The sequence below is a fragment of the Mobilibacterium timonense genome, assembly GCF_900155555.1.
In the GTDB taxonomy this organism is placed as follows: Bacteria; Bacillota; Clostridia; order Peptostreptococcales; family Anaerovoracaceae; genus Allobaileyella; species Allobaileyella timonense.
The window spans coordinates 388348-413765 of the sequence record NZ_FUHN01000008.1 but is presented as its reverse complement, the minus strand read 5'-3'; the positions used below and the strand labels follow the sequence as shown (position 1 = coordinate 413765).

Here is a 25418-nt window from a genome sequence, read left to right as displayed (position 1 = left end):
CAGTTATTCATACATGTTGATAACTGCGTGCATAACTGGATTTTTGCGGATGACGCAACCAGCAGTCCAGACAGGCGTGCTCGCTTACTAAGCGTCGATTGCCGAGCGTCAGCGCTGTTCGGCCGCCCGCCTGGCAACACCGGTCCCGGATATTTCAGTTTCGCCAGCCCGCTCCGGATCTGTGGTTTGTCGACTAAAACCCGTTTCCGTGATATAAATATTCCAGATGTTCTACTGACAGCTCCGTAATTGCACTTGCAGCAGCGCGCATGGATAAGCCCGATGCGCGAACAGAACACAGGGTACAGAATACATGAAGTGCGCAGCATGGAACGCGCAGAATGGAGCGAACAGCATAGTGCGCAGCATGGAGCGCGCAACAGAATACGTAACATGCAGGGCACAGCAGCCGTGATCACAGTTGTGGCCTTGTGTTGTAACCGGCAATGCGCAGCAGAGCGCGATATGTGGCAAGTTATCAACAGTACACAAAACAAAAAAAGGACTTTTTATGCATATATCATCCGATGATCAGACTAAATACCTCTGTGCGGGGCTGCTCGCCCACGTGGATTCCGGTAAGACCACACTGTCAGAGGCCATGCTCTACCGCGCGGGAGCCATACGGAGCCTGGGACGGGTGGATCACGGCGACGCATTTCTGGACACGGATCCGCTGGAGAAAAAACGTGGGATCACGATTTTTTCCAAGCAGGCCATGCTCCGCTGGAAAAATACCGAGATCACCCTCCTGGACACACCTGGTCACGGGGACTTTTCGGCAGAGACCGAGCGCGTCCTGAGCGTGCTGGACTGCGGGATCCTCGTGGTCAGCGGCAGCGAGGGCGTCCAGTCCCACACAGAGACTCTGTGGAAGCTGCTGAAGCGCAGAGGGATCCCGGTGCTGGTTTTCGTGAATAAGATGGACATCAGCCACCGGACTCGGGCGGAGCTGCTCGAGGAGATGGAGAATTCGCTTGGGGGCACCTTCGTGGACATGACGGGTGCCGTGGGCGACCACAATGGTGGCGGAGCTTCGGAAGAGAGCTCGGTCCGCGAGGCGAGTCAGGATGTGGGAAAAGGTCAGGGCCGCGAGGCGAGTCAGGACGTGGAAAAAGGCCAGGGCCGCGAGGCGCTGGCGGATGCGCTCGCAGAGGATCTGGCCAGGGCCAGCGAGGGGCTTACTCGGCTGGCGCTGGAAGATGTGGAAAAAGATTTTTGCGCCGGGCAGTGGAGGAGCGAGATAGCGGAGGCAGTGGAAAAGAGAGAGCTTTTTCCCGTGGTCTTCGGCTCTGCGCTGAGGCTTGAGGGGATCGACGTTCTTATTGACATGATGGATCTCTATTTCGAGATGTTTGGATGTCAGGCTCACGATCCAGTCGCGCTCTCCTCAGATCCAGCTGCTGAAGCTGCTGAAGCCGCTGCAGTCACAGTCCCCGGCTCAGCCGCCGCAGCCGGCCGGCAGAGGCAAGAGAACTTGAAAGATCAGGCTTTTGGCGCCAGAGTTTTCAAGATAGCCAGAGACGACCGTAACGCCCGGCTGACCTTCATGAGGATAACTTCTGGAACGCTCCGGGTCAGGGATCAGATCACCGACGGCGAAAAGGTCTCCCAGATCCGCGTCTATTCCGGTGAGAAATTCAACGCGATAGATGAGGCCCTTCCGGGACAGGTGGTGTCCATTACAGGCCTGAGCAACACTTATGAGGGCCAGGGCCTGGGCGTGGAGGAGGACAGGCACGAGGAAGTGCTGGAGCCTTTTATGGACTACGTTATCCGGCCGACGCCGGATCAGGGTGTGGATGACCACCGCCTCATGGAAGACCTGGAGGCGCTGGCCGAGGAGGATCCCAAGATCTCTCCGCGCCTGGAAAAAGAAGGCGGCGAGATCCACATCAGCCTCATGGGCGAGATCCAGCTGGAGATATTGAAAGAAATCTTTCCGGTCAGGTTCGGATATGAGGTGGAGCTGGGCACGGGCAGGATCTTGTACAGGGAGACCGTGGCCAGCATCGCCGAGGGCGTTGGCCACTTCGAGCCGCTGCGCCATTACGCCGAGGTGCACCTGGTACTTCAGCCGGGGGAGCCAGGGAGCGGACTGGTCTTCCGCCGCGCCTGCAGCACAGACGAGCTGGACCTGAACTGGCAGAGGCTGATCCTTACACACCTCGGAGAAAAGACCCACCGCGGCACCCTCATCGGTGCGCCCCTGACGGACACCGTCATCACGGTGGTGGGAGGGAAGGCCCACAAAAAACACACCGAAGGCGGCGATTTCCGCCAGGCCACCTACCGGGCCCTGCGCTGCGGCCTCATGAAGGCGGGCTGCCGCCTGCTGGAGCCGTGGATGGATCTGGAGATCCGCGTTCCCACTGGAAACATTGGCCGTGTGATGGCAGATCTGGACCGCATGGGCGGTGAGTTCGGCGAGCCGGAAAACGAAGGGGACATCTCTGTTATCAGAGGCATGGCACCGGCGTCGGGGCTCCTGGACTACCAGAAGCAGATCATCCAGATGTCGAAGGGCAGGGGCCGCATGGCCCTGAAGTTCCGGGGTTACGAACCATGTCACGACCAGGAAAAGGTCGTCGACGAGGCCGCCTACGACCCCGAGCAGGACCTGGAAAACACTCCGGATTCCGTTTTCTGTTCCCATGGTTCCGGGGAGATCGTCAGATGGCGCGACGTGGAGGAGCGCATGGCTGTGCCGCCACAGATCTGGCGTTACCTGGATCCCTCGAAAATACCAGACGGCGTCGAGGTCTGCCCGATGGACCTGGAAAAGCTGCGCCGGTCCGATACTTTTTCCCCTTCCTCCGGCGGCGACTGGCGAAACGCCAGCGACAAGGAGCTCATGGAGATCTTTCGCAGGACGTACGGCTCCGGGAAAAAAGATCCTCTCGCCCGCGGCAGGGACCGCGGCCCCGGCAGAGCCGGGGAGGGGAGCTTCGAGCCTCCGAGAAAATATCGGCTCGACGATTCCCTTTCCAGAGGCATCTACGGAAGCGGTCGCGGACGCCAGATCTGCATCATGGTAGACGGATACAACGTGATGAACGCCTGGCCGGAGTTGAAGGAGATGATCTTTGGAGAAGACGTTAAAGGCAAGGAGGCAGATGCACGCGCGTCTGCAGCCCCAGCCCAAAAACGCGTGCCCCGCGATTACGGCCCTGCCCGCGAACAGCTGGTGAGCAGGCTCATGGAGTATCAGGGTTTTACAGGCTACAGAGTGATCCTGGTCTTCGATGCATACAACGTGGAAGGAGGTCTCGGGAGCCGCACCCGGGACGGCGGCCTGGAGATCGTATACACCAGGGAAAACGAGACCGCCGACGCATACATCCAGCAGGCCTCTGAAAAGCTGGCCCGCCAGTACGACCTGTGGGTCATCAGCTCGGATACCCTCGTGCAGCAGTCCTCCTTCGGACACGGAGCTCTGCGCATGAGCTCCATGCGCTTCCTGCAGGAGGTCCAGAAGACCGAGAGCCAGATAAACAGCGCAGTGGAGGAGATAAACAGCCAGACAGACTGAGACTCGGGCGCAAAGATCGCTAACGAGCCCGCAGCCCGAAAGAAGCGAAATAAGAACGGGACCGCCGCACTTTCCTTCGCAAGTGCGGTGGCCCCGTTTTGAGTACCTTATTTTCAGTTTTCAGGTCGGTCCGTCAAATCTCAGCCTTTCGTGGCCTCCCAGCAGTCTCCCCGCAGAAAGCTGTCTACAGCTCTTTTGTCAGCTTTTCCGTCGTGAGCGGGGAGTCCTCCTTTATCTGATCCAGTGCCTCCTGGAGCTTCTTTACATTTGTATCCAGGTACTGGATGGACTCGTCGCTGGTCTTGCGCTCCAGGAAAAGGTGCTCCAGCTCCCTGTTGAAGTGTGACATGTCTTCGGCGAGGCGCAGGAAGCTGCCGAACTGGCTGCTGGTGCAGGCCCTCTTGAACCGCGCCAGATCCTTTTGAATGTAGTCGATGACGTCTTGCTCTCCGAAGAACAGTCCGAGGACCATCGGGTATGGAGCCACTCTACTCAGGTATGTGCTCTCCTCATCGCGGGCTTCGAAAACATAAGTCAGCTTCAGCGAGCGCTCCGGATGTTCGTCCAGGTTTGCCTCGTCCTCCACCAGGAATTTTGCGATGGTCACCTTTGCGGGTGTGGTCTTGATGCTGAAGGCACCCATCTGCTTGAGCATCATAACTACGATGTCGTTACCGGTTCTGTCCATAATGACCTCCTTTTAACATTTCCTAGAGGGCATATCTCACGAGCAGGAAAAGCGTCGCGATGCCCACAGACATGAGCATGAACGGGAATCCAACTCTCAGATAGCTTTTGAAGGTGATAGGGTATCCGTGCTTGTTGGCGATGTCGGAGAGGACCACGTTGGCGGATGCTCCGATCATGGTTCCGTTTCCGCCCAGGCATGCGCCCAGTGAGATCGCCCACCAGTATGCTTCTACGTTCATTCCCTGCTGCTGCATCGCGAGCACCAGAGGGATCAGCGTTGCTACGAACGGGATGTTGTCCAGCACTGACGACAGGAGCGCGGCTCCCCACAGGAGCACAAGCATTGTGAGGACGTAATGTCCTTCTGTTGCGCTGATGAGCCAGTTGGAAATGGAGTGGATGACTCCTGTGCGCTCCAGTCCGCCTACTACCACAAACAGAGACATGAAGAACACGATGGTGGTCCACTCCACCTCTCCGATGATGTGGTCGACCTCCTGGTGGCCGATTATCAGCATGACGGCAGCCGCGGTCAGTGCTACGATGCAGGAGTCGAATCCCAGCTTGTCGTGGATCATGAAGCCTATGACAACGAGGATCATCACCACGATTGACTGCTTCATCAGCTTGTGGTTGGTGATGGACTTGTCAGGATCCAGCTCCATCACGGACTGGGTGTTGACGGTGCCAGATTCCAGCTCGTTCTTGTAGAGGTACTTCATCATGATCACCTGGGCGATCACGATCAGTAGTGAAGCCGCACCGGTGTTGGTGATGAAGTCCATGAACGAGAGTCCGGAGGCGCTTCCGATCATGATGTTTGGCGGGTCACCGATCATGGTGGCAGTACCGCCTACGTTAGAGGCCAGTATCTGCATCATCAGGAAAGGTACAGGATTGATCTCCAGCATCCTGGCGATGGCGATGGACATCGGGCCGACCAGAAGAACGGTGGTAACATTGTCCAGGAACGCGGACAGAAGTGCGGTGATCAGCACGAAGGCCACGAGGATCTTCCAGGGATCGCCCTTTGCAGCCTTTGCTGCCTTGATGGAAATGTACTCAAACAATCCAGTGGTCCTTATCACGGCCACCACGATCATCATTCCGATAAGAACACCGATGGTGTTGAAATCGATGTAGCCGATGGCCTGCTTCCCGGTCATCACGCCGCAGATGATCAGCAGGACCGCACCGGTAAGAGCCGCGGTGGTCCTGTGAAGTTTTTCCGTCATTATCGCCCCCATGACGAAGACGAAGATGACGATCGCTAAAACTTTCATCTATGATTTGCCTCCTCAATATTTATTCTCTTTTTTTAACCTGTTTATTTTACTCCCTTTAAAATCGTTGTAAACCCTTAAAAAACAGGGATAGACGCTGTTCGTGGCTTTCCCCGGGGCATTTCGTTCTGAATGCCAAAAGATTTTTTAAAATGAACAAAATAATTTCTGATTATGTATCAACTTGTCCGAAATGGTATCATATAATGCACGTTATTACTGACCAAACATTCATAAATATATGTAAGAAAAAGACTGACGCGCGGGGTAAGGCATGGAGAACGAAAAGAGCGTATACAGAAAAGGACTGCAGGAGATCATCCTGTGCATGGTGCTGTGGGGCGTCCTGCCAATATACTGGAAGTCCCTGGTGCCGATAAACTCCTGGATAATAATCATATACAGGGTATTGCTGGTGTTCCTGGTGGCGTTGATCTTCGCGCTGCGGAAGTACAGCATGAAGGAGATTTTTGCGCCGGTGAGGACCCTCAGAGGCGCGGGAAAATTCCTGGCCGCCGGCATAATAATCACGCTGAACTGGAGCGTGTTCATCTGGGCCGTTAACTCCGGCCACATCCTCCAGTCGAGCATAGGATATTACATTGAGCCAATGGCCGTTGCTCTCCTCGGGGTGCTGATCTTCCACGAAAAACTGACGAAGTACAAGGTGACGGCACTCCTTTTCGCCCTCGCCGCGGTGATCATCATGCTGGTCCACTATGGGGAGCTGCCGACGATCGCGCTCCTGATAGCTATTTCTTTCGCGGTGTATTCCGCAATCAAAAAAAGCATCTCCGAACCACCGGCCATCTCGCTGGTGTGTGAGACTTTTTTCCTGGCGCCTATCGCCCTGGTGGTCATACTCTTCCTTGAGTTCACCGGCCGCGGCGCCCTCGGCCAGGGCCAGCCGTACCAGTACGGGCTCCTCATGCTCTGCGGCCTGGTGACTGTGATCCCGCTGACGCTGTTCGCCGGTGCAGCCCAGAAGGTCCAGATGTTCACCCTCGGCGTGGCCGAGTACATCAGCCCGACTCTGAACCTGCTCATCGGCGTGTTCATCTATCACGAGCCGCTGGACAGGGTGCAGTTCATCGCCCTGGTCATCATCTGGATAGGCCTCTGCTTCTTTACCGCGGGAGAGTTTAGGTCGTACAAGGGTATGGATGACGATATTTATTCGTAACACAAACTGAATGCAGGCCTCATTTCTTCGATCTCCTCGGCGCTCGTTTCCTGGTGATCAGACCCAGATCCTGAAGTTGCCTGCCCATCTCATCATCCCTGGCGACAAGGAGCAGATCCTTATCCAGATCATTCAAAGCGTGCAGAACAACTGCATATATGCCCATGGCAACCGACGGGTCTCCCTTCTCGACCTTCCAGAGAGATGCTCGGCTGATCCCGGCACGTTCTGCGACCAACTCAGCAGATAATCTCCTTCTGAGCCTGGCTAGTTTGATCTGTTCGCCCATGGTTGCCAACACTTTTTCAGTTCCCGGTAAAATATTGTACGTAGCTTTTTTCATTTTCATCCACCATCCTTACAATGTCTATTATAATAAACATATAACGCGATTCTGTCAATATTAAAAAACGTTATGTATTGATTGGGATAAGGCCTTACGTGTTAGATCAAGGGGTGGCGTTGCTATGGATCATCTTGGTCGTGTAGAAAAAAATTCCCTGGTGACTACAAAGAGTCTCACCAGATAACACCTTATTGACTTAAATCGATGCTATGGGGCCAAATTTCTTAATAAATAATTAAGATAGATGTTAATCATTTGACATGAGATTGCTATTAATTCTACTGATTATAAGAAAAATCCATATATATTAAACCCTTCAGGTCATGATGGTACTATCGATGTGGAGGGGGAGCCGCTTTCAGGCAGAGGCGCCTTCCCCGATACGACTACTTTATTTTTTCAGAATGACCAAAGGAGTTAAGTATGACGCAAATCATCAAGAAGGGAATGGTTCTCTTCATGTCTGCTGTCATGTTCCTGTGCTGCGGCGCGTTTGATTTTTCATACGTGGATGCAGCTACGTGGAACCCGGTTTTTGATGGAAAATGGACGGATGCAAACACGTTCACCATCGATGTCGGAGAGACGGTGAAGACGAACGAGAATACGAAGTCTCTCATCAAATGGGAGAGCGGAGATGTTGCCCTCGCCGAAGGAGACACCGTTACGGCTGAGGGGACCAAGATAAAGATACATGTCGCCGCAGGTTATTCCAGTGTCAGCAAGTATTCATCACTGAGCTTTGCGCCGGGATCCATAACCGATGCAAATGGAAATACCTTTAGCAGTGCGAAGCCTGCTTATACAAACAGTGTGGATTCCGCCATCACCGGGCTTTCCGCGGACAGCACCACGATCCCTGCAGAGGGAGGAAAGGTCACGGTGAATGTGGCCGGAAGACTTCTGGACATGGACAGCAGCTATTCATTCAAGGTCTACATTGACGGTAGTGCACCGACAGATTTTATCTACACTGATTTCAAAGCCAACAGCGCCACATCGGGAACTCTGACCTTTACGGCTCCGGTCAACACGGACGCAACAGAGCACATCTACACATTAAATGCGAAGAAATCTTCTAATCCTAACACGAGTGAGAAATTACCTGCCTTCCAGATGACCCAGGCCGCAGGCTCCGGCGAGGCTCCTTCCGAGGACCCTGCCATCACCAGCCTGTCCTACAGCGCCACGTCCTTTACATCTGCAGGAGGACAGGTGACGGTCACCGTGAAGGGCAGCAACCTCAAGGACCTGACCAAGGACAATCTGCCTTTCACCCCTAAGCTCATGACCTCTGTTTACAACGAGGACCTGGGGCAGGACGTAAAAACAGATGTCATTGGAGACTACACCTGGACTGCCGTAGACGACACCCAGGGCACCATCACTTTTACTCTGCCTGAAAACACCGAAACGACGGATAAGACCTACACATTCAGAATGAAAAATAGTGCCAATGGTTATTACAGCACCGATGAGCTTTCCGGGACCGACCAGACCCTCACAGTAGCGGGCAAGGCGGCGACCGTAAAGAAGTTTACCCCTGTTATTGAGGAAGCAAACTGGATCGACAAGAACACAATCAAGATCCATTTCGCAGATCCTGTATCACTGGCATCCGATGCTAAGGCGAAGATCCAGTTTGCAACTCAACCTCTTAAAGCAGACGACATGGTCACTGCCTCCGGCAACGACGTGATCATCACCATCGCAGGTGGATATAAATACGGAAATGTCGTCTTCGGCGCAGGAGCCCTGACGAATGCCAAGGGCGCGGTATCCAACGAAGTGACAGCATACACCAACGCTGGATCCAAGGTGACGAAGGTGGCCTTCAACAAGACATCCTTTGACAGCAAGGGCGGAGAGGTATCCGTGGACGTCACGGGGACACTGCTCGACGTGGGAGATTTCCTGTTCCAGCCTGTCCTGTACTGCGACGGCACCGAGGCCACAGACGTAAAACTCGATTACACGATAAAGGATTCGTCCAGCGCGTCTCTCACGTTCACCCTTCCTGAGAACACGGGCGACAAGGCTAAGTCCTACGAACTGAAGTTCAAGAAGGGCCAGTATGGGACAGCCTCTAATGACGGCATAGACGGCATCACGCCGCTGACCGTAGCCGGCAAGAGCGGGGGTCAGACCACAGATCCCGAGAAGAAGACATTCAAGCTCGACGTAGACGACTGGTCTGCTGTCAACTATGGCGATGGCAGGATCGTTGCGACCTTCAAGAAGGACGTCAGCCTCAACCCGGCGGTGAACATCAACGATTACATCTACTTCAGCTACGGCTATGAGGGTTCGACGACAAGGAAACTCACGGCTGATGATAAGGTATCCATGGATGGAAATGTTATGACCATCCAGCTAAAGGACACCACGGCAAGCGTTCCTGGAGCTCTGTGCATCAAGGCAGACGGCCTCGTTAACGGCAGCGGCGCATACCTTGGAGATTACTCCAAGGGTGTAGATCACAAGACTTACTTACAGTACGGAGCCCACATCGACTCCATGTCCTACAACAAGATCACCTTCGACAGCAAGGGCGGCGAGCTTGTCGGCACCATCAAGGGAACACAGCTTGACAAGAGCGACCCTGCCATCAGCTTCCAGATCTTCAGAGACAACGACAAGCTCTCCACCACAGAGCTGAAGGCGAATGTCACCGTAAAGGATCCGACCACGGCCGAGTTCCGTGTGACCCTGCCTGAGAACAAGACGGACAAGCCGGTATCCTACAGGATGCTGCCGGTGGTGGACGGCAACAACGCTTACACTGCGTATATCAAGGGTTATGACGTCATCACGGTCCTCCCTGCAGGAGCGGATCCAAATACCAGCGTAATCTCCTCCATCACCATCAGCGGTGGAAACGATGAAAACGATGCCCCGGATATTCTGGAGACCACCATGGACTCCGGCGTCGTGTCCTACAAGCTCAACGTGTACATCAGGGGAGCGAACCTTAGCAGCAAGAGGACGGCGGTAAAAGTAGTGGACGAGAACGGCATCGAGTGGCCGGCTCATCCGGTGTTCGAGTGCGGTGCCACCATCCGCTGGCAGAACTCCGCTTCCTATCTTCCTGAGAAGGAATCTAAGAACGAGCAGGCCATCGAAATGCTGGCACCGAGGGCTCTAGGAAAGGACCACACCTTCAAGCTGTACTTCGCACCTGACGGGAAGAACTTCCAGGATTCCCCTGTGGGAACAGTTATAGTCCACAACGATCATGTGATCGACATTCCAAGCGGTTTCACATATGAGCAGCTGACCGAGCTGAAGGCCGTAAAGGTCAATTACGTGGACGAGCAGGGCAACGAGATCGCCGAAACGGACAAGTATCCGGCATATGCCGTAACAGAGCTGTACAACCTGGGCATCAAGCCGAAGGACATCAAGGGATACACCCTGAAGAGCTCCACTCCTGATCCGGCGACTCTGAAGGAATACCTTAAGATGCCTGACCAGAACGAGGACGGACAGTACACCAACGCCAACTACTTCGTGGCACATCTGGGAGAAGATCCTGTGATCACCTATATCTACGCCAAGGACGAGACTGCTCCTGCAGATCAGTACTGGGTGGCAGAGGGCCACAAGTCCACGTGGACCAAGGGCTCTGACAGCGGACTCAGGATCAGGTTCCAGTACGGAGACAAGACGGCAGACGAGGTCAACGGCACATTCGACAAGTTCACAGGAAAGCTCACCCTGGACGGAAGAGAGCTCAAGGCAGACGAGTTCACCGCCTCCAAGGGCAGCCTGAATGTAGTGCTGAGCCCTGAGCTCATGAACAGCCTGTCCACAGGAAAGCATACCCTCACGGCCGAGTTCACAGACGGTTCCGCAACTGCCGAGTTCACGGTGGCAGCCGCAGGAACATCCGGTGGAAACGGCGAGAGCGGCAACGTGCAGCCGGGAAACGGCGGCAAGACGACCGTCCAGACCGTGAAGACGGAAAAAACAGTGAACGCCGTGCGCACTGGCGACGAGACATCGCTTGGGCTGTACGCAGTTATACTGATGATCGCAGCAGGACTGGCTCTGGTCCTCTGCTTCAGAAGAAGAGAAAGCAAGTAGTACTTCCGTGGATCGATCCATTTCTCCTTGCACAGCTATGCATAATAGTTATGTGAGGTGCTGAATGAATCAAAAAGACTTTTTTGATTCATTAGAGACCTTAAACTAAAATAACTGTGACCGGAAAGATGGAAAAAGAACATTGTGTCCCCGTCCACCGATGATCCAGATGGGGACCGGTCGTATGAAAATGCTTGGGAGGGGCGGTTTCACCTGACGGGTGCGGCCGCTCCTTTTGATTTACTTGAGAATATTGCGTCTGTCAACTATAGAAAAAACAAATAACGGTGATGCATTATTACCGGAGACCGTGACGCGGAACGGTATTACCGATATACTTTTAAAAACGCCCGCATAAACCTGCGGAGCGGCAGAAAGATCTTTTTATACAGAAGATTTGAGGAAATCACATGACCGAAGAAAATACAAAGATAACCGGGAAGAGCAGAAGATCCAGGTGGATCCAGAGGATCGTCGTCATCGCCCTGATCGCAGGAGCCTTTGCGAGCTACTACCTGATCCCGTCCGTTCACAGCGGACTGAACAGGGTGTTCCACATGTTCGCCACGGGAGACTTCCACCAGGTGGAGGCCTTCGTACAGTCATATGGAAAATACGCCATGGCTATATCCTTCCTGCTGATGATACTCCAGTCGGTGGCGGCGCCGCTGCCGGCCTTTCTCATCACCTTTGCCAACGCCAGCCTTTTCGGTTGGTGGCAGGGCGCGATCCTGTCCTGGACCAGCGCCATGGCGGGAGCCGCGGTGTGCTTCTGGATCGGAAGGGTCCTGGGAAGAGACGCCGTGATAAAGCTCACATCCAAGGCTGGCCTTGAGCAGGTGGACCGGTTCTTCGACAAGCACGGAGCCATGAGCATCCTCATCGCCAGGCTCCTGCCGTTCATTTCCTTCGACATCGTGAGCTACGCCGCCGGGCTGACCTCCATGTCGTTCTGGAGCTTTTTCATCGCCACAGGCATCGGGCAGCTCCCGGCCACCATCGTCTACTCATACGTGGGTGGCATGCTGACCGGAGGGAGCCGCAAGCTGGTGATGGGCCTGATGATCCTTTTTGCACTCTCGGCTCTCGTAGTCCTCATGAAGCAGATCTACAACGAAAGGCAGGGCAAGGGTATCCGCAGGAGCCTTGGAAAAAAGGGCGGCGAAGGTGCGTCAGGCAGCGGGACCGAGTCAGGAGAGAACGAAGCCGAGTAATCTGGCGGTGCGATGCAAATGAAAGAAACAAACAGAACCAGCTGGAAAAAGCTGGTGAAACCCGTGATATTCGCGGCCGCAATTCTCATTGTGTTCCTCCTGAACAGGAGATACGGCTGGTCAGACTACTTCACGGACCCACAGTGGTACCAGCGGCTCCAGGAGACCATGAAGGATAACTACCTCGAAGTCGTTGCCATCTACATGGTGGTGATGATCGTGGGATGCGTCGTCCTGGCCCTGCCGGGAGTGACCTTCGCCATAATAGCCGGAACGCTTTTCGGTCCCTGGATAGGGACGCTCCTGTGCTCCGTAGCCGCTACCATCGGCGCGATCCTGGCTTTTCTCGTGGGACGCTTTTTCCTGAGGGACAGCCTGAGAGACAAGGTGATGAAAAACAAGTACATCGACCGGCTGCTCTTCGACGAAAAGACCAAGAACGAGATGACGGTGCTGATGGTCACCAGGCTGGTGCCCATCTTTCCGTATAACCTGCAGAACTTCGCCTACGGGATCACCGACATGAGCCTGGCGAAGTATTCCCTCGGGACCTTTGTATTCATGATCCCGGGCACGGCGATGTACACATTCGGGACTTACGCTGTGATCGACGGGACGAACAGGCTTTTCTACGCCCTGGCTACGGTTGTGATCGCCGCAGTGGTGATAGTGGCCAGCAGGCTCCTGAAAAAGAAGTACGTCGGGCCGGAGGAAGGCGGCGAGGCTGCGCCGGACGGAAATGCCACCGGTGGAGGAATGGCTGGCGGCGAGAAGAAAAAGAACGACTGAAGGCAAGAGAGACAGATGATGGATTTCGACTATATCAGATACAGAAACATGACCAGCTCCTGCATTCACTGCGGTGCCTGCAGGGAGAACTGCAGCTTCCTCACTGAATACGGATGCGAGCTGAGCGACGTGGAGAAGCTGGCGCCCCTGGCGTACCACTGCTTCATATGCGGGAAGTGCGACGAGGTGTGCCCGGTTGACATAAAGGGCACTGAGCTTTTTCTCGAGATGCGCCGGGAGCACGTGGCCCGGGAGAACGGGATCTACGATCCGGGACGTTACACCGGCATGCTGAAGGAAAAGAGCGACTATATTTTCCGGAACTACAAGAAGGCCGCAGGGAAGACGGTGATCTTCCCGGGGTGCAATTTTCCTTCTCTATTCCCCAAGACCAACAAGGCCTTTGCCGGCATGATGAAGAAAAAATATGGCTACGGCATCGCCTACGACTGCTGCGGCAAGCCGATCGGGCTCCTGGGGCTGGAAAAGGAAGAAGAGCGCATCATCGGGACCATAAGGAAAAACCTGCAGGAGGCGGGCGCCGAGGAGATCGTCACCATGTGCCCCAACTGCTATTACTATCTGAAGGACAGGCTTGGCATCAGGGTGGTCAGCGTGTACCGCCGGCTGCTGGAACTGGGCATCGAGGTGGAAAAGCCTCAGGGCCTGAAGATCTTCATGCCGTGTCCCGACAGGGAGACCGGAGAGTGGTACGATGACATTTCAGAGCTTCTCGGATACAGACCGGAGAAGGAAGATGAGGTCAACTGCTGTGGCCTTGGCGGCATCGCAGGGGCCTGCGAGCCTGAGCTCGCAAAGGGATCTGCGGAGACCATAGGGAAGAAGTACCCGGCCGGCGGGGAAAAGACCCTCTGCACCTGCTGTGCCTCCTGCGCCGGGCAGTTCGCCAGGAACGGCGGCGACCTTCGGCACACCCTTTCCCTGATGCTCGGGATAGACGAGAAGCCGGCCGTTAAGACATCGTATGTGAACAGAATGATGACGAAATACAAGTGATGGCAGAGAGAACAGGGGAGACAACAGAAAAGAAAGCAAAAGAAGACAAGGCGTATATCATCTTCACCAAGGCCCCTGAGAGGGGGAAGGTGAAGACCAGAATGAAGCCCTTTTACGATGATGATCAGTGCCTCGAACTCCAGATGGCGCTGATCAGAGACGGGCTCAGGAGGGCAGGGAGGCTCCGGGAAAAGGGGGTCGCCCTGTTTTTTGCCTGGAGCGGAGGACCCTCGCAGCGGAGGGGTCTCGAGGCCATGGCCGAAGAAGCGGGCGTGAAGATGGACTTCTTTTCCCAGAGGGGAGAGGGCCTTGGGGAGCGGATGGACAACGCCATCAGGGACGTGCTGGGCATGGGATACAGGAGCTGCGTCCTGACCGGCACCGACTCGCCTCAGCTGACATGCGGGGACATCATGGATGCCTTCCGCTGCCTGGAGGAGAGGGACATGGTGTTCACTCCCACAGAGGACGGGGGCTACTGCCTGGTGGGGGCCGGAACGCCGTGCAGAGAGGCTTTTTCCCTGGAGAGATACAGCCACGGCGCCGTGATGGAGGAGACGCTGGAGAGGATACCCGGAGACGTTACATGGGAGCTCCTGCCGGAGGCCTTCGACATCGACGTGCCAGAGGACCTGGAGAGGTTCAGGGCGCTGGGAGAAGATGAGCTGGATGGCTTCTTCACCGGAATGTCCTGCACCATGGAGTTCACGAGGAGGTATCCGCTGATCTCCGCCGTGGTGCCCCTCTTCAACGAGGAGGAGATGGCGGAGTCGGTTATCCGCCAGTGCCGCAAGATCCGGAAGCCGCGGGAGATCATCCTGGTGGACGGAGGCAGCACGGACTGCACCCTGGAGAGGCTGAGAGAGGCGATGTCAGATGACGACGGGATCCGCATCATCAGCAGCCCGAGAGGGAGAGGAGCGCAGCTCAACGCCGGGGCGGAGGCCGCCGCGGGAGAGATACTCTTCTTTTTCCACGGGGACTGCCAGCTTCCCGATGATCCTGCTGGGGAGATAAAGGCCGTCCTGAAGGACCACCAGTGGGGGTGCTTCGGGGTGCGGTTCGACAGCAGGAACTTTTTCATGTATACAAATAAATGGATCTCCAACTTCAGGGCCAGCAGGAGACACATAGTATTCGGGGATCAGGGGATCTTCATAAGAAAAGAACTTTTCGAGAAGGTCGGGGGATTCCCGGAGCTGAGGATAATGGAGGACCTGCAGTTTTCGCTGAACTTAAAGGAAATGGGCATCACGCCCGGGATGGCGGAGCACAGGATCCTGGCCTCCGACAGGAGATACAGGGGCTCCACCGCCCACAAGCTCCTGGTGATGAGGAACATGGCCAGGATGCGCAGGATGTACATGAAGGGCATGGACAGTTACCAGGGGGAGATGGAGTACGAGAGGCTCTGCCCGGACCGCCGGAACTGGAGGGAGAAAAACAAGGGGTATCTTTTTGCGAAGAGGACCCTCGACATCGTGCTCGGCGTCGTCGGGCTGGTGATACTCTCTCCGGCCATGGTGATCACCGCGGTCGCCGTGAAGGTACGGGGAAGGGGAAAGGTCTTTTATCGGCAGGAGCGCATCGGATACCACGGAAAGCCTGTGGTCATATGGAAGTTCAGGACCATGGAAGAAGACGCTGAGGAGATCGAAAGCTCCCTGGATCCGGTGCAGCGCCGTGAATACCGTGAAGAATACAGGCTGGAGGAAGACCCGCGGGTGATACCCGGAGGGGGTTTTATCCGTAGGTGGGGACTGGACGAGCTGCCGCAGCTCGTGAACGTGCTCCAGGGCAGGCTGAGCATCATCGGCCCGAGGCCCATCCTGCCGGAGGAAACAGAGAAATATACAGGTGAGGAGCTGGAGCGGCTCCAGAGCGTCAGGCCCGGATGGATGGGGTACTGGCAGGCCTACGGCCGGGACTGGGCGGGATACCACGACGGCAGCAGGCAGAGGATGGAACTCTTTTACGCGGACAACGCGAGCCTGGCTCTGGACGCGAAGATATTTTTCAAGATGTTCACCGCAGAGGCCGTGAGGAAGATGAAGTGATGAGAGAAGTCAGGCAGACTGCCGCGGTGGTGGTCACGTACAAAAGAGATGAGCTCTTGGCTCAGTGTCTCAGGTGCCTGAGTCTCCAGACCGCTGCGGGGAAAATGGACATCATCGTGGTGGACAACGGGGGCGCCGGACGAAGCTCCATCCGCGAGATACCTCAGGTGCAGGAGGTGGAAGAGATCCGAGTCTTTCTGAAAGATGGAGGCAGGATCATCTACCTGGACACAGGGGAGAACCTGGGCGGGGCCGGCGGCTTCAGCCTCGGCATGGAAGAGGCCGTTAGGCTGGGATACGAGCTGGTGTGGGTCATGGACGACGACACCCAGCCGGAGCCCGGGGCCCTGGAGGCCCTGCTGGAGGTCCACGAGAACAAACGAGACAGATACGGTTTTCTCTCCAGCCAGGCGCTGTGGAAGGACGGCACCCTCAACAGGATGAACATCCAGAGGAGGAGCCTGACAATGAAGGTCAGGGACTTTCTGAGCCCGGCCGTACCAGTGGTGATGGCGTCCTTCGTTTCGCTGCTCGTCCCGGCCAGCGTGATAAAAAACATGGGCCTGCCTATAAGGGAGTTCGGCACCTGGACAGACGACTGGGAGTTCACCCGTCGGATCTCCAGGGTGTATCCTTCATATCTGGTGAACGGCAGCCGCGTATTCCACATGACCGGGGAAAACAGGGGCGCCAACATCGCTGCCGATGAGGACCGTCCGGTAAGCAGGTACGAGACCATGTACCGGAACGACGTGTATCTCTACAGGAGAGAGGGCCTGAACGGCTTCATCTATGAGACCAGGAGGCTGATAGGCCACTGGTTCCGCATCGTCTTTACCGCTCATGAAAAAAGGAAGCGGCTCGGCGCCATGTTCCGGGGCACCCGGGCGGGGCTGGATTTCTGCCCGGAGATACGCTATCCGGAGGCCGGACCAGGGGAAGGACGCGCTGATGAGATACCAGGCGGCCGGGCGTGGGCGTCAGTGCCCGAAAGCGGACAGGCCGGTGACCGCGATAATACAACAAAAGAAAAGAAAATCCTCCAGGTCTTCGGCGAACCCATTTCCTTCGGGGGAGAGGAGATCTTCGTATCCGAGATCCTGAAGGTAATGGACACCAGTGGTCTCCAGGTGGACCTCTTCACACCATATTACTGCGATAACCAGAGGATAGTGAGGGAGATGGAGACCCTGGGCCACAGGGTGTTCACGAGAGACTGCCCGTTCCGCCCGGGAGGCGCCAGGAGGCGGGAGACACGAGCCATGAGGGATGTCCTCAGGGCATCAAGATGGGATGCTGTCCACATCCACTCGGGAAGCGTGACCATGCTCCGGAAGTACTGCAAGCTGGCGAACCGGGCCGGTATCCCGGAGATCGTGGTCCACGCCCACTGCGCCGGCATCCCGAATCTGTCGCATACGCTGACGTCCCTTTTTTCCAGGAGGGTACTCACGAGGTATCCCTCCCGATGGCTGGCCTGTTCACAGGCCGCAGGGGAGTGGATGTTCCCGGAAAAGATCTGCAGGGAGAGGCTCCAGGTCGTGAAAAACGGGGTGGATGTAAGGCGTTTCGCCTTCGACCCGGCGAAGAGGCGCGAGATGCGCCGGGAGCTGGACATCCCGGATGGCGCGCGGGTCATCGGCTTCGTGGGGAGGCTGACTGGGCAGAAAAATCCCGGCTTTCTCCTCTCCCTGGCAGATGAGATCCGGAGAGAGTATCCGGGAGAAGACATCAGGCTTTTGCTCGTCGGAGAGGGTGACCAGCGCAGGGAGCTGGAAAATAAAGTGCGCGGGAGCTCCATGGACGGGCTGGTGATCTTCACCGGCAACGTGGAGAATCCGGAGGACTACTACCAGGCCATGGACGTGTTCGCCCTTCCGAGCCTGTTCGAGGGCTTTTCCATCGCTGCACTGGAGGCACAGGCAAACGGCCTTACGGTGGTGGCCTCCACAGGCGTGGTTACGGAGAGCCGGGTGGCGGAGAACTTCCGCCGCATATCTCTGGGTGACAGGGGATCCTGGAAGGAGGCCCTCATGGAGCTTGACACCGTACGTACGGACAACTCGGGAGAGATCGAGGCGAGAGGCCTGGACATCAGAGAGACGGCAAGGCTTATCAGGAGCATATATTGACTGAAAAAACCACAGCAAAACAGAATACAGGCTTCAGCATCGTATGGCTCGCCGTCACCTACGTGGCCGCCGCCACCATGGTGATACAGTGCCGAAGCATCTGGATGCACCTCCGGGACTACGGCCCCTGGGTGAACCGGGCGACGGCGCTGATACTGGGGCTTTGCCTCATGGCGCTGGCCTTCAGAAACGACGGAGAAAAGGGCGTGCCTGGCATCCGGTGGTCCTCCGTGAAGACGGGGATCATCGTCATGCTCTACCTGGTGCTGTTCGTCCTGCTGGATCCCGTGAACTACCGCCGCGCCCTGCGATGCGGGCTTTTGCTGTGCGCATTCGTAATATTTCTGGAGTCCCGTGGCGGCGGGGAAAAAGCCGCTTCGCTCCTCGCGGCCTTTCGCGACGTGGTCGTGATAGTTGCGGGAGTCTCCGTGGTCTGCTGGTTCTTGCTCTCTTTGCTCCACTTGATCCCATATCCGTGGTCCGGGAGCGTGTACGTGGACTGGTCGGACGACGGGAAGATCATCTGGCGGACACATTTCATGTACATCTACTACGAGACCCAGTGGTTTATAACAGGCTACGTGGCCAGGAACTCGGCGATATTCGTAGAGGGACCTATGGCCAACTACATCTTTTCCCTTGCCTTCATGACCGACGTCTACACACAGGACGGCAGGAGCCCGAAGACCCACAGGTGGTGCAGGGTGATCCTGGCACTGGCGATGCTGACGACGTTCACCGCCACCGGCTGGTTCCTGCTGGCACTCATGTGGATAATGAAAAACCTGCCGGACGTCAGGAGAAAGCGCAGATCCGCGGACTCCTTCAGGGAGCACCTGGCCCAGGAGAAGAAGATGATACTACTGGCTGCGCTGGTGCTCGCTTTCGTGGTGCTGCTCCTGTGGAACAAGACGACCACGGAGTCTTCGTCGATAAGGATGGACGACATCAGGTCGGGCTTCAAGGCCTGGCTCAGCAGTCCTGTCTGGGGAGTGGGCTTCGAAAACACCCCGTACATCGCCAGGTTCGCCTCACCATGGAGGCTAAGCAACCTCGGCTACAGCAATTCGCCCGTGGAGGTGCTGGCGGAGGGCGGGCTCATGCTTTTCATACCTTACGCCTGGGCCATAGTCAGGGGCGCATCCGGGAGCATCAGATCCGGGAGCTACGCCCACATCGCCTTTGAGATCTGTTTCTTAGTGCTCTTTGCCGTGACCATCGTCCCGTACCAGTACATCACCATGTTCATGGTATGCATGCTGATGAAGGACATGATCAGATTCAATGGAGGCCGGCCGTGATATTCTCCAGCGTGACCTTCATTTTTCTTTTTCTTCCCGTGACGCTGGCCGTCTACTATTTGATACCTGACAGGCACCTCAGGATTCGGAACGCCTTCCTGCTTCTGGCCAGCCTTTTTTTCTACTGGTTCGGGGAGCCGCGGTTCGTGTTCCTCATGGTCGGAGCCCTGGTCCTAAACTGGGGGCTTACTCTTTGGATGGACCGTAACACAGGTGCCGCCCGCAGGACCATATTCATCGCCATCGTGGCGGGGGATCTGAGCCTTCTTTTCGTTTACAAATACCTGGGCTTTGCGCTGGAGAACCTGGACCGCCTGCCAGGGATGAGCATCTCTATACCGGACATAGCACTGCCGGTGGGGATCTCATTTTTCACCTTCCAGGCCCTGTCCTATGTGATTGACGTCTACAGGCGGCCGGGGAGCGCCGAGAAAAGCCCGGTGAACGTCGCCCTCTACATCTCCATGTTCCCACAGCTCATAGCCGGGCCGATCGTCCGCTTCGGGGACGTTGCTGAGCAGATCCGCGTCCGCCGGCAGGATCCCAATCTTTTTGCCTGGGGAGTGTGCCGGTTCATCCAGGGCCTCGGGAAAAAGGTCATCATCGCCAACACCGCAGCCTCGGCGGCCGACGCCGTGTTCGGGGTGAGCGCCTCCGGGACCTACATGGGAGGGGCCGCAGAGCTGACCACCGGCCTGGCCTGGGTCGGTGCGGTGGCCTTTGCCATTCAGATCTATTTCGACTTCAGCGGGTACTCGGACATGGCCATCGGACTGGGTGCAATGCTGGGGTTCCGGTTCCGGGAGAACTTCAACTACCCGTACGCTTCGGACTCCCTGACCCAGTACTGGCGGAGGTGGAACATCTCCCTCGGGACCTGGTTCCGGGACTACGTGTACATCCCCATGGGAGGGAGCCGTGTCACAACGGGCAGGCACATGTTCAACCTGCTGGTGGTGTGGCTCCTGACGGGCCTGTGGCACGGTGCCAGCTGGACCTTTCTGGCCTGGGGCCTGTACTGGTTCGCGCTGGTGGCGGTGGAAAAGCTTTTCTTTGAAAAGAAAACCACGGTGGATCGGGGCCCAGGCGGCGGTGCCGGGGGCCTGGCCCGAAGAAGTGGAACGAGCGACGGTCGAATTCGAGAAAGTCACATTGCTGATGGCGTGAGCCACAACAAGCTCGCAAAATGGTTCGCCCGCCACTGCTACATCATCCTGGTGATGCTGTTGGGCTCGGTCATATTCAGGTGCGGGAGCCTGCCTCAGGCCGGTCATTATCTGCTCTCAATGGCGGGGCTCTCCGGCCTCACCGGAAGCGCAGGAGGTGGTGCCGGCGGTGCTCTGGCGGCCGGAGGCGCCCTGGTGACGGGAGATCAGCTCACTCTCTTCCTCTTGAGGGAGTACTGGTACGTGATGCTGGTGGGGGCCGTGCTGTCGTTCCCGGTGGTCCCGGCGGCCGGCGCGTGGCTGAAGGAAAAGCTCGGTGACGGCTGGTATCAGGTGATCTTCGGAGTCGCAATGGTATTGCTTCTGGTCATATCACTTTCTTTTGTTATTAAAGGTGGCTATAGCCCCTTTATATATTTTCAGTTCTGATAGAGAATCATAAGGGCGGGATCCCGCTCAGGAGCATCGATGAAGGCACAGCGATTTACAGCGGTATTTTTCATATTGATCATAAGTGTGCTGTGCCTGGTGTCTGCACCGGCGGCCCGCAGGGTACTGACCTACAGTGACACGAATTTTCAAGGTGTGCTGGGCGACAGGGGACAGGGATCCCGGTTCGACTCAGCGCTGGCAAAGGAATTCCCGGGCCTGACCTTCTGGATGGGCGTATACGGAGGAGTCAACAGGACCCTCGGGATAAGATACATACCGGACCAGGAGGTGGGCGTCACGAAGCTGGAGGACGGCCAGCTCTCCTACGGCATCGACAGGCTGGGCGACGGTCGCCTCGACGGCTACGTGGCGAACACGGTCGCTCTCAAGGAAAAGCTCGAGGCCCGCGGCGTCCCTCTGATCTACGTCCAGGTGCCTTTCAAGACCGGGATGGAAGGCGGCCTGGAGAGAGGTGCCGCCGACTACAGTGACTCCAACTGCGACAGGCTCATAAGCGGCCTGACAGCCGGAGGCGTTGAAGTTCTGGATCTCCGGCGGGAGATGGATGGCAGGATGAGCGCCGATGAAATGTTTTTCCGGACCGACCACCACTGGCGTCCCGAGGCGGCACTGATGGCCGCCGGGATCCTGGGCGGCAGGCTCCACAATGACTTCGGTCTGTGCTACGATGAAGCGGCATTCGATCCGGGGACCTACGACACTGAGACGTACAGGAACTACTACCTCGGAGCCCTTGGAAAGAAGACCGGAGCCACATACGCCGGCACAGACGACTTCACCCTCCTGACTCCCCAAAACTCCCCGGACTTCCGGGTGACCTGGCGCAGGGACGGAAAGACCTTTTCCAGGAGGGGAAAATTCGGAGAAGCCCTGGTGGACAGGAGCATCATCTCCCGGGGAGACCTGTACCACCGCGTCTCCTACGACGCCTACATGAACGGACGTGGAGCGATCGCCACAGTGGTGAATGAAGACTCAGGATCAAGGGGGAGCATTCTCCTGGTGGGAGATTCCTACTCCTGGTGCATGGTGCCTTTTCTGGCCATGAACTACGGGCGGGTGACCGCGGTGGACATGAGGGACTTCACCGACGTGTCGCTGTGGGAGTACCTGGAAAAGAATTCCTTCGACTGCGTGGTGATCGCGTATAATCCCGCATCACTGGAGGGGCGGAACTTTTCTTTTTTCAGCAGAAAATGATATCCCGGCCGGAGATCCGGCCTTGATATAAAAACTTTTATCACTTGTGATGAATTTGAATTGGAGGAAAAAATGGCTTACTACAACGAAGAGGATCTGGCAAGGTTCGGGACCATGGGAGAGGAAGCTCCTGAGCTGTGGAACAAGTTCATGGCTTACTACGGCGACGTCTTCGCTGAAGGTGCGCTCACCGCAAGGGAGAAATCCCTCATCGCCCTGGCCGTCGCCACTGCTCTCCAGTGCCCTTACTGCATCGACTCCTACACCAACGACTGCCTGAACAAGGGCGTGGACGAGGAGCAGATGACAGAGGCCATCCACGTGGCGGCAGCCATCAGGGGCGGAGCGACTCTGGCTCACGGCCTTCAGATGAAGAATATCGTAAAAAAGCTTGAGTTCTAGGAGGAGCTGTTTTGAACGATCAGTTGAAAAGACTTTCAGTTGTACCCGCTTTCGAGCCTCACATGTCCGATCCGGAGGCGGCGTACACCGACGTCATAACTACCATGCAGGTGAACGTGGGCCTGCAATGTAATCAGGCGTGCAAGCACTGCCACGTGAAGGGCGGCCCGGACAGGACCGAGACCATGTCCAGAGAGGTGATGGAGTGCTGTCTGGACGTGTTCCGGAACGACGAAAACCTCACCACCATCGACATCACCGGCGGGGCTCCCGAGATGAACCCTGAATTCCGATGGTTCCTCAAGGAGTGCTGCAAGCTGGCAGACACGGTCTACGTGAGGACCAATCTTACGATCCTGGAGCAGACGGGATACGAGGACCTGCCGGAGCTCTACAGGGATCTTGGGGTCACAGTTTTCGCCTCACTTCCGTATTACAGGGAAAAGGACGCCGACCGTCAGCGCGGCAAGGGCGTTTTCCAGAGCTCCATAAAGATGCTCCAGAAGCTGAACTCCCTTGGAATCGGAGAGCCTGGCGGCCCTGACCTCAACCTGGTGTACAACCCGGGCGGGGCATTTCTGCCTCCGGACCAGGGATCCATGGGAGACCTGTATCACCAGAAGCTTGAAAAGGACTTCGGCATCCACTTCTCCAACCTCTTCGCCATCACCAATAATCCTGTTGGCAGGTTCGGAGACTTCCTGGAGAGGTCAGGCAACCTTGAGCGCTACATGAATACGCTCTTCGACGCCTACAATCCGGCGTCTGAGCCGGCCATGATGTGCAGATACCAGATCTCTGTCGGATACGACGGCCGGATCTTCGACTGCGATTTCAACCAGGCCGTGGATCTGCCGGTGACCACAAAGGAGACCATCTTTGACCTTAGGGAGCACGGCATCCAGAAGAGGCACATCGCCCTAGCGAACCACTGTTACGGCTGCACTGCCGGCCAGGGTTCCAGCTGCGGCGGTGCCACGAGCTAGAAAAACTGGCATTTGCAGATCAGAGCTGTCTGATCTGTTCCAGAATACTCGCGGTGTTTTCACCGCGGCGAAGCCTGGCTCCTGTGAGCCAGGCTTTTTTTGCCATCTCACTGTACTGCTCGGCGGAGATCTCCATGCGCTTTGCCGGGATCTCCCCGAGGCTGGAGACAGCGAAGCCCAGGCCCTCTTCCAGCACCAGCGGCGCCATGGCGGACTGGTCCCACACGATCACGGGGATGCCGCAGGCCAGGAAAAGGCTTATCCGGTGCGGCGTGTTCACCCGCATGTAGCTTCCGTATGGTCCGGCGCAGGTGTCGGGGGAAGGTCCGTCCCAGAGGAGTCCGTAGGAGCCGGATATGTGGTCTATAAGGTCGTCGGCCTGGAATGCCCCACCGTAGGTTATATGAGGACTGGGAGCATTATTGTAATTCCGGTCCTCCGGCCTCGGTTCCGCGGCTCCGGAGCCCTTGGATTCATCATGGCATTTCCGGTCCTCCGGCTCGGATGGCTGGGCGCCATTGTGGTAATTCCGGTCCTCCGGCCTCGGTTCTGAGGCTTCGGAGCTACCGGGCGCATTATCGGACTTACGGTCCTCCGGCTCGGATGGCTGGGCGCCATTGTGGTAATTCCGGTCCTCCGGTCTCCGTTCTGAGGCTTCGGAGCTACCGGGCGCATTATCGGACTTACGGTCCTCCGGTCTCAGTTCTGAGGCCCCGGAGCTACCGGGCGCATTATCGGACTTACGGTCCTCCGGCCTCCGTTCCGAGGCTCCGGAGCCTCCGGACGCCCCGTCGGACCTCTGAAGTTCCGGGCGGTAGTTAGGTCCGTAGAGGACGAAATCGGTGCCTGCCGGGAGGCGGTAGGCGTAACCGGCCTTCTCGGGGTTCAGGTTGGTGGCGATGATCACTGGTCCATCGGGGCGGGGCGTCCCGCTGTTTGACTGGCCGGGATCCACATCTGGAGAGAGGGGCGTCCCGTCGTTTGATTGACTGGATCCCGCATCCGGAGAGAGGGGCGTCCCGCCGTTCCGGCGGGACTGGAGATTCCGGAGCTGCGCCTCCGGGATCAGGTAGTCGAAGAGGCCGAACTCCATGAACGGCCCGGTTATGCCGCGGCTCTGGAGCAGGCGGGTGTAGGCCTGGTTGTGGGTGATGATCCCGTCGGCCTGCCTCAGGTATGAGAGTTCCTGGCGTGTCACATAGGACCTTTTCAGGCCTGAGTATGTGGCAGGCCGTGCCAGTTCCAGGTCGGCGGCCAGGAATACGATCTTGATGCCGCGGCTTTTGAGGCTGCGGATCAGGCGGCCGAGGAGTCCGAATTTTTCGTGGAGGGGCAGCAATATGACCAGCGCGTCGCCGGGGAGCAGGGGGCCGCAGGCCTCCTGCCAGGTCCGGAGTATCGGGCGCTGGAGGGCCAGGCGCCGGGCTGGTGTCAGGTGGTGTGTCCGGCGTTTTGATGGTATCGGCAGCAGCCGGGCGCCATTCCGGCAGAAGATCGTTTCTATATCTTCGATGCCCTTGACTCCGGAGGTCATTCTGGAGTCGTCATTCCATGGAATGTAGTGGGTGAAATAGATCATTG

General features: G+C 56.9%; 17 protein-coding genes. 13 read left to right on the top strand and 4 right to left on the bottom strand.

Annotation, left to right across the window (positions count from 1 at the left end; translation table 11 throughout):
• Positions 1-511 precede the first annotated feature (511 nt).
• Positions 512-3532: a translation factor GTPase family protein gene (locus tag BQ7382_RS07920; protein WP_077391572.1), complete on the top strand. Its 3021-nt coding sequence runs from the start codon at positions 512-514 to the stop codon at positions 3530-3532.
• Positions 3533-3716: 184 nt separating this feature from the next.
• Here the strand turns inward: BQ7382_RS07920 and BQ7382_RS07915 are convergent, their stop codons facing one another.
• Together BQ7382_RS07915 and BQ7382_RS07910 are read right to left on the bottom strand one after the other, a co-directional pair.
• Positions 3717-4220: a hypothetical protein gene (locus BQ7382_RS07915; protein ID WP_077391571.1), complete on the bottom strand. Its 504-nt coding sequence runs from the start codon at positions 4218-4220 to the stop codon at positions 3717-3719.
• A 22-nt stretch (positions 4221-4242) separates the two neighbouring features.
• Positions 4243-5505, bottom strand: coding sequence for an ArsB/NhaD family transporter (locus BQ7382_RS07910; RefSeq protein WP_077391570.1), 1263 nt, complete (start codon positions 5503-5505; stop codon positions 4243-4245).
• 274 nt (positions 5506-5779) lie between these two features.
• On the opposite strand from BQ7382_RS07910, the gene rarD reads away from it, so the two are divergent.
• A complete protein-coding gene (gene rarD / locus BQ7382_RS07905) occupies positions 5780-6688 on the top strand; it encodes an EamA family transporter RarD (RefSeq protein WP_077391569.1) in 909 nt (302 codons plus the stop codon).
• 19 nt (positions 6689-6707) lie between these two features.
• On the opposite strand, the gene BQ7382_RS07900 is transcribed toward rarD, so the two are convergent.
• A complete protein-coding gene (locus BQ7382_RS07900) occupies positions 6708-7037 on the bottom strand; it encodes a helix-turn-helix domain-containing protein (protein WP_235847985.1) in 330 nt (109 codons plus the stop codon).
• Between the two features lie 420 nt (positions 7038-7457).
• Here BQ7382_RS07900 and BQ7382_RS07895 point away from each other — a divergent pair, with 420 nt between their 5' ends.
• The 11 genes from BQ7382_RS07895 to arsS all read left to right on the top strand — a co-directional run bounded on the left by BQ7382_RS07895 (position 7458) and on the right by arsS (position 23837).
• Positions 7458-11120 (top strand): MucBP domain-containing protein, encoded by a 3663-nt coding sequence (locus BQ7382_RS07895; RefSeq protein ID WP_077391568.1) that lies wholly within the window; start codon positions 7458-7460, stop codon positions 11118-11120.
• Between the two features lie 410 nt (positions 11121-11530).
• Positions 11531-12334, top strand: a complete 804-nt coding sequence (locus BQ7382_RS07890; protein ID WP_077391567.1) for a TVP38/TMEM64 family protein — start codon at positions 11531-11533, stop codon at positions 12332-12334.
• A gap of 18 nt (positions 12335-12352) precedes the next feature.
• Positions 12353-13123: a TVP38/TMEM64 family protein gene (locus BQ7382_RS07885; protein ID WP_077391566.1), complete on the top strand. Its 771-nt coding sequence runs from the start codon at positions 12353-12355 to the stop codon at positions 13121-13123.
• Between the two features lie 18 nt (positions 13124-13141).
• A complete protein-coding gene (locus BQ7382_RS07880) occupies positions 13142-14140 on the top strand; it encodes a (Fe-S)-binding protein (RefSeq protein WP_235847984.1) in 999 nt (332 codons plus the stop codon).
• On the top strand, positions 14140-16197 hold the full coding sequence (locus BQ7382_RS07875) for a TIGR04283 family arsenosugar biosynthesis glycosyltransferase (protein ID WP_077391565.1): 2058 nt from the start codon (positions 14140-14142) through the stop codon (positions 16195-16197). Before BQ7382_RS07880 ends, BQ7382_RS07875 begins: the two co-directional genes overlap by 1 nt.
• On the top strand, positions 16197-18329 hold the full coding sequence (locus BQ7382_RS07870) for a glycosyltransferase (RefSeq protein WP_077391564.1): 2133 nt from the start codon (positions 16197-16199) through the stop codon (positions 18327-18329). The genes BQ7382_RS07875 and BQ7382_RS07870 overlap by 1 nt, the downstream gene beginning before the upstream one ends.
• Complete coding sequence (locus BQ7382_RS07865; RefSeq protein ID WP_077391563.1) at positions 18326-19630, top strand: O-antigen ligase family protein; 1305 nt, start codon at positions 18326-18328, stop codon at positions 19628-19630. Before BQ7382_RS07870 ends, BQ7382_RS07865 begins: the two co-directional genes overlap by 4 nt.
• Positions 19627-21225, top strand: coding sequence for an MBOAT family O-acyltransferase (locus BQ7382_RS07860; RefSeq protein WP_159437269.1), 1599 nt, complete (start codon positions 19627-19629; stop codon positions 21223-21225). Before BQ7382_RS07865 ends, BQ7382_RS07860 begins: the two co-directional genes overlap by 4 nt.
• A 75-nt stretch (positions 21226-21300) precedes the next feature.
• Positions 21301-22449: an alginate O-acetyltransferase AlgX-related protein gene (locus BQ7382_RS07855; RefSeq protein ID WP_159437268.1), complete on the top strand. Its 1149-nt coding sequence runs from the start codon at positions 21301-21303 to the stop codon at positions 22447-22449.
• A gap of 72 nt (positions 22450-22521) precedes the next feature.
• Positions 22522-22851, top strand: a complete 330-nt coding sequence (locus BQ7382_RS07850; protein WP_077391560.1) for an arsenosugar biosynthesis-associated peroxidase-like protein — start codon at positions 22522-22524, stop codon at positions 22849-22851.
• A 62-nt stretch (positions 22852-22913) separates the two neighbouring features.
• Positions 22914-23837: an arsenosugar biosynthesis radical SAM (seleno)protein ArsS gene (gene arsS, locus BQ7382_RS07845; RefSeq protein ID WP_408633459.1), complete on the top strand. Its 924-nt coding sequence runs from the start codon at positions 22914-22916 to the stop codon at positions 23835-23837.
• Between the two features lie 19 nt (positions 23838-23856).
• Here arsS and BQ7382_RS07840 read toward each other — a convergent pair whose 3' ends face one another.
• On the bottom strand, positions 23857-25416 hold the full coding sequence (locus BQ7382_RS07840) for a hypothetical protein (protein WP_077391558.1): 1560 nt from the start codon (positions 25414-25416) through the stop codon (positions 23857-23859).
• Positions 25417-25418: the final 2 nt, after the last annotated feature.

Excerpts from the sequence above, each read along its gene's own strand:
- BQ7382_RS07915 (WP_077391571.1), bottom strand. The coding sequence starts at position 4,220 with ATGGACAGAACCGGTAACGACATCGTAGTTATGATGCTCAAGCAGATG.
- BQ7382_RS07895 (WP_077391568.1), top strand. The coding sequence starts at position 7,458 with ATGACGCAAATCATCAAGAAGGGAATGGTTCTCTTCATGTCTGCTGTC.
- BQ7382_RS07875 (WP_077391565.1), top strand. The coding sequence starts at position 14,140 with ATGGCAGAGAGAACAGGGGAGACAACAGAAAAGAAAGCAAAAGAAGAC.
- BQ7382_RS07880 (WP_235847984.1), top strand. The coding sequence starts at position 13,142 with ATGGATTTCGACTATATCAGATACAGAAACATGACCAGCTCCTGCATT.
- BQ7382_RS07840 (WP_077391558.1), bottom strand. The coding sequence starts at position 25,416 with ATGATCTATTTCACCCACTACATTCCATGGAATGACGACTCCAGAATG.
- BQ7382_RS07920 (WP_077391572.1), top strand. The coding sequence starts at position 512 with ATGCATATATCATCCGATGATCAGACTAAATACCTCTGTGCGGGGCTG.
- rarD (WP_077391569.1), top strand. The coding sequence starts at position 5,780 with ATGGAGAACGAAAAGAGCGTATACAGAAAAGGACTGCAGGAGATCATC.
- BQ7382_RS07910 (WP_077391570.1), bottom strand. The coding sequence starts at position 5,505 with ATGAAAGTTTTAGCGATCGTCATCTTCGTCTTCGTCATGGGGGCGATA.
- BQ7382_RS07870 (WP_077391564.1), top strand. The coding sequence starts at position 16,197 with ATGAGAGAAGTCAGGCAGACTGCCGCGGTGGTGGTCACGTACAAAAGA.
- arsS (WP_408633459.1), top strand. The coding sequence starts at position 22,914 with ATGTCCGATCCGGAGGCGGCGTACACCGACGTCATAACTACCATGCAG.
- BQ7382_RS07890 (WP_077391567.1), top strand. The coding sequence starts at position 11,531 with ATGACCGAAGAAAATACAAAGATAACCGGGAAGAGCAGAAGATCCAGG.
- BQ7382_RS07885 (WP_077391566.1), top strand. The coding sequence starts at position 12,353 with ATGAAAGAAACAAACAGAACCAGCTGGAAAAAGCTGGTGAAACCCGTG.
- BQ7382_RS07900 (WP_235847985.1), bottom strand. The coding sequence starts at position 7,037 with ATGAAAATGAAAAAAGCTACGTACAATATTTTACCGGGAACTGAAAAA.
- BQ7382_RS07850 (WP_077391560.1), top strand. The coding sequence starts at position 22,522 with ATGGCTTACTACAACGAAGAGGATCTGGCAAGGTTCGGGACCATGGGA.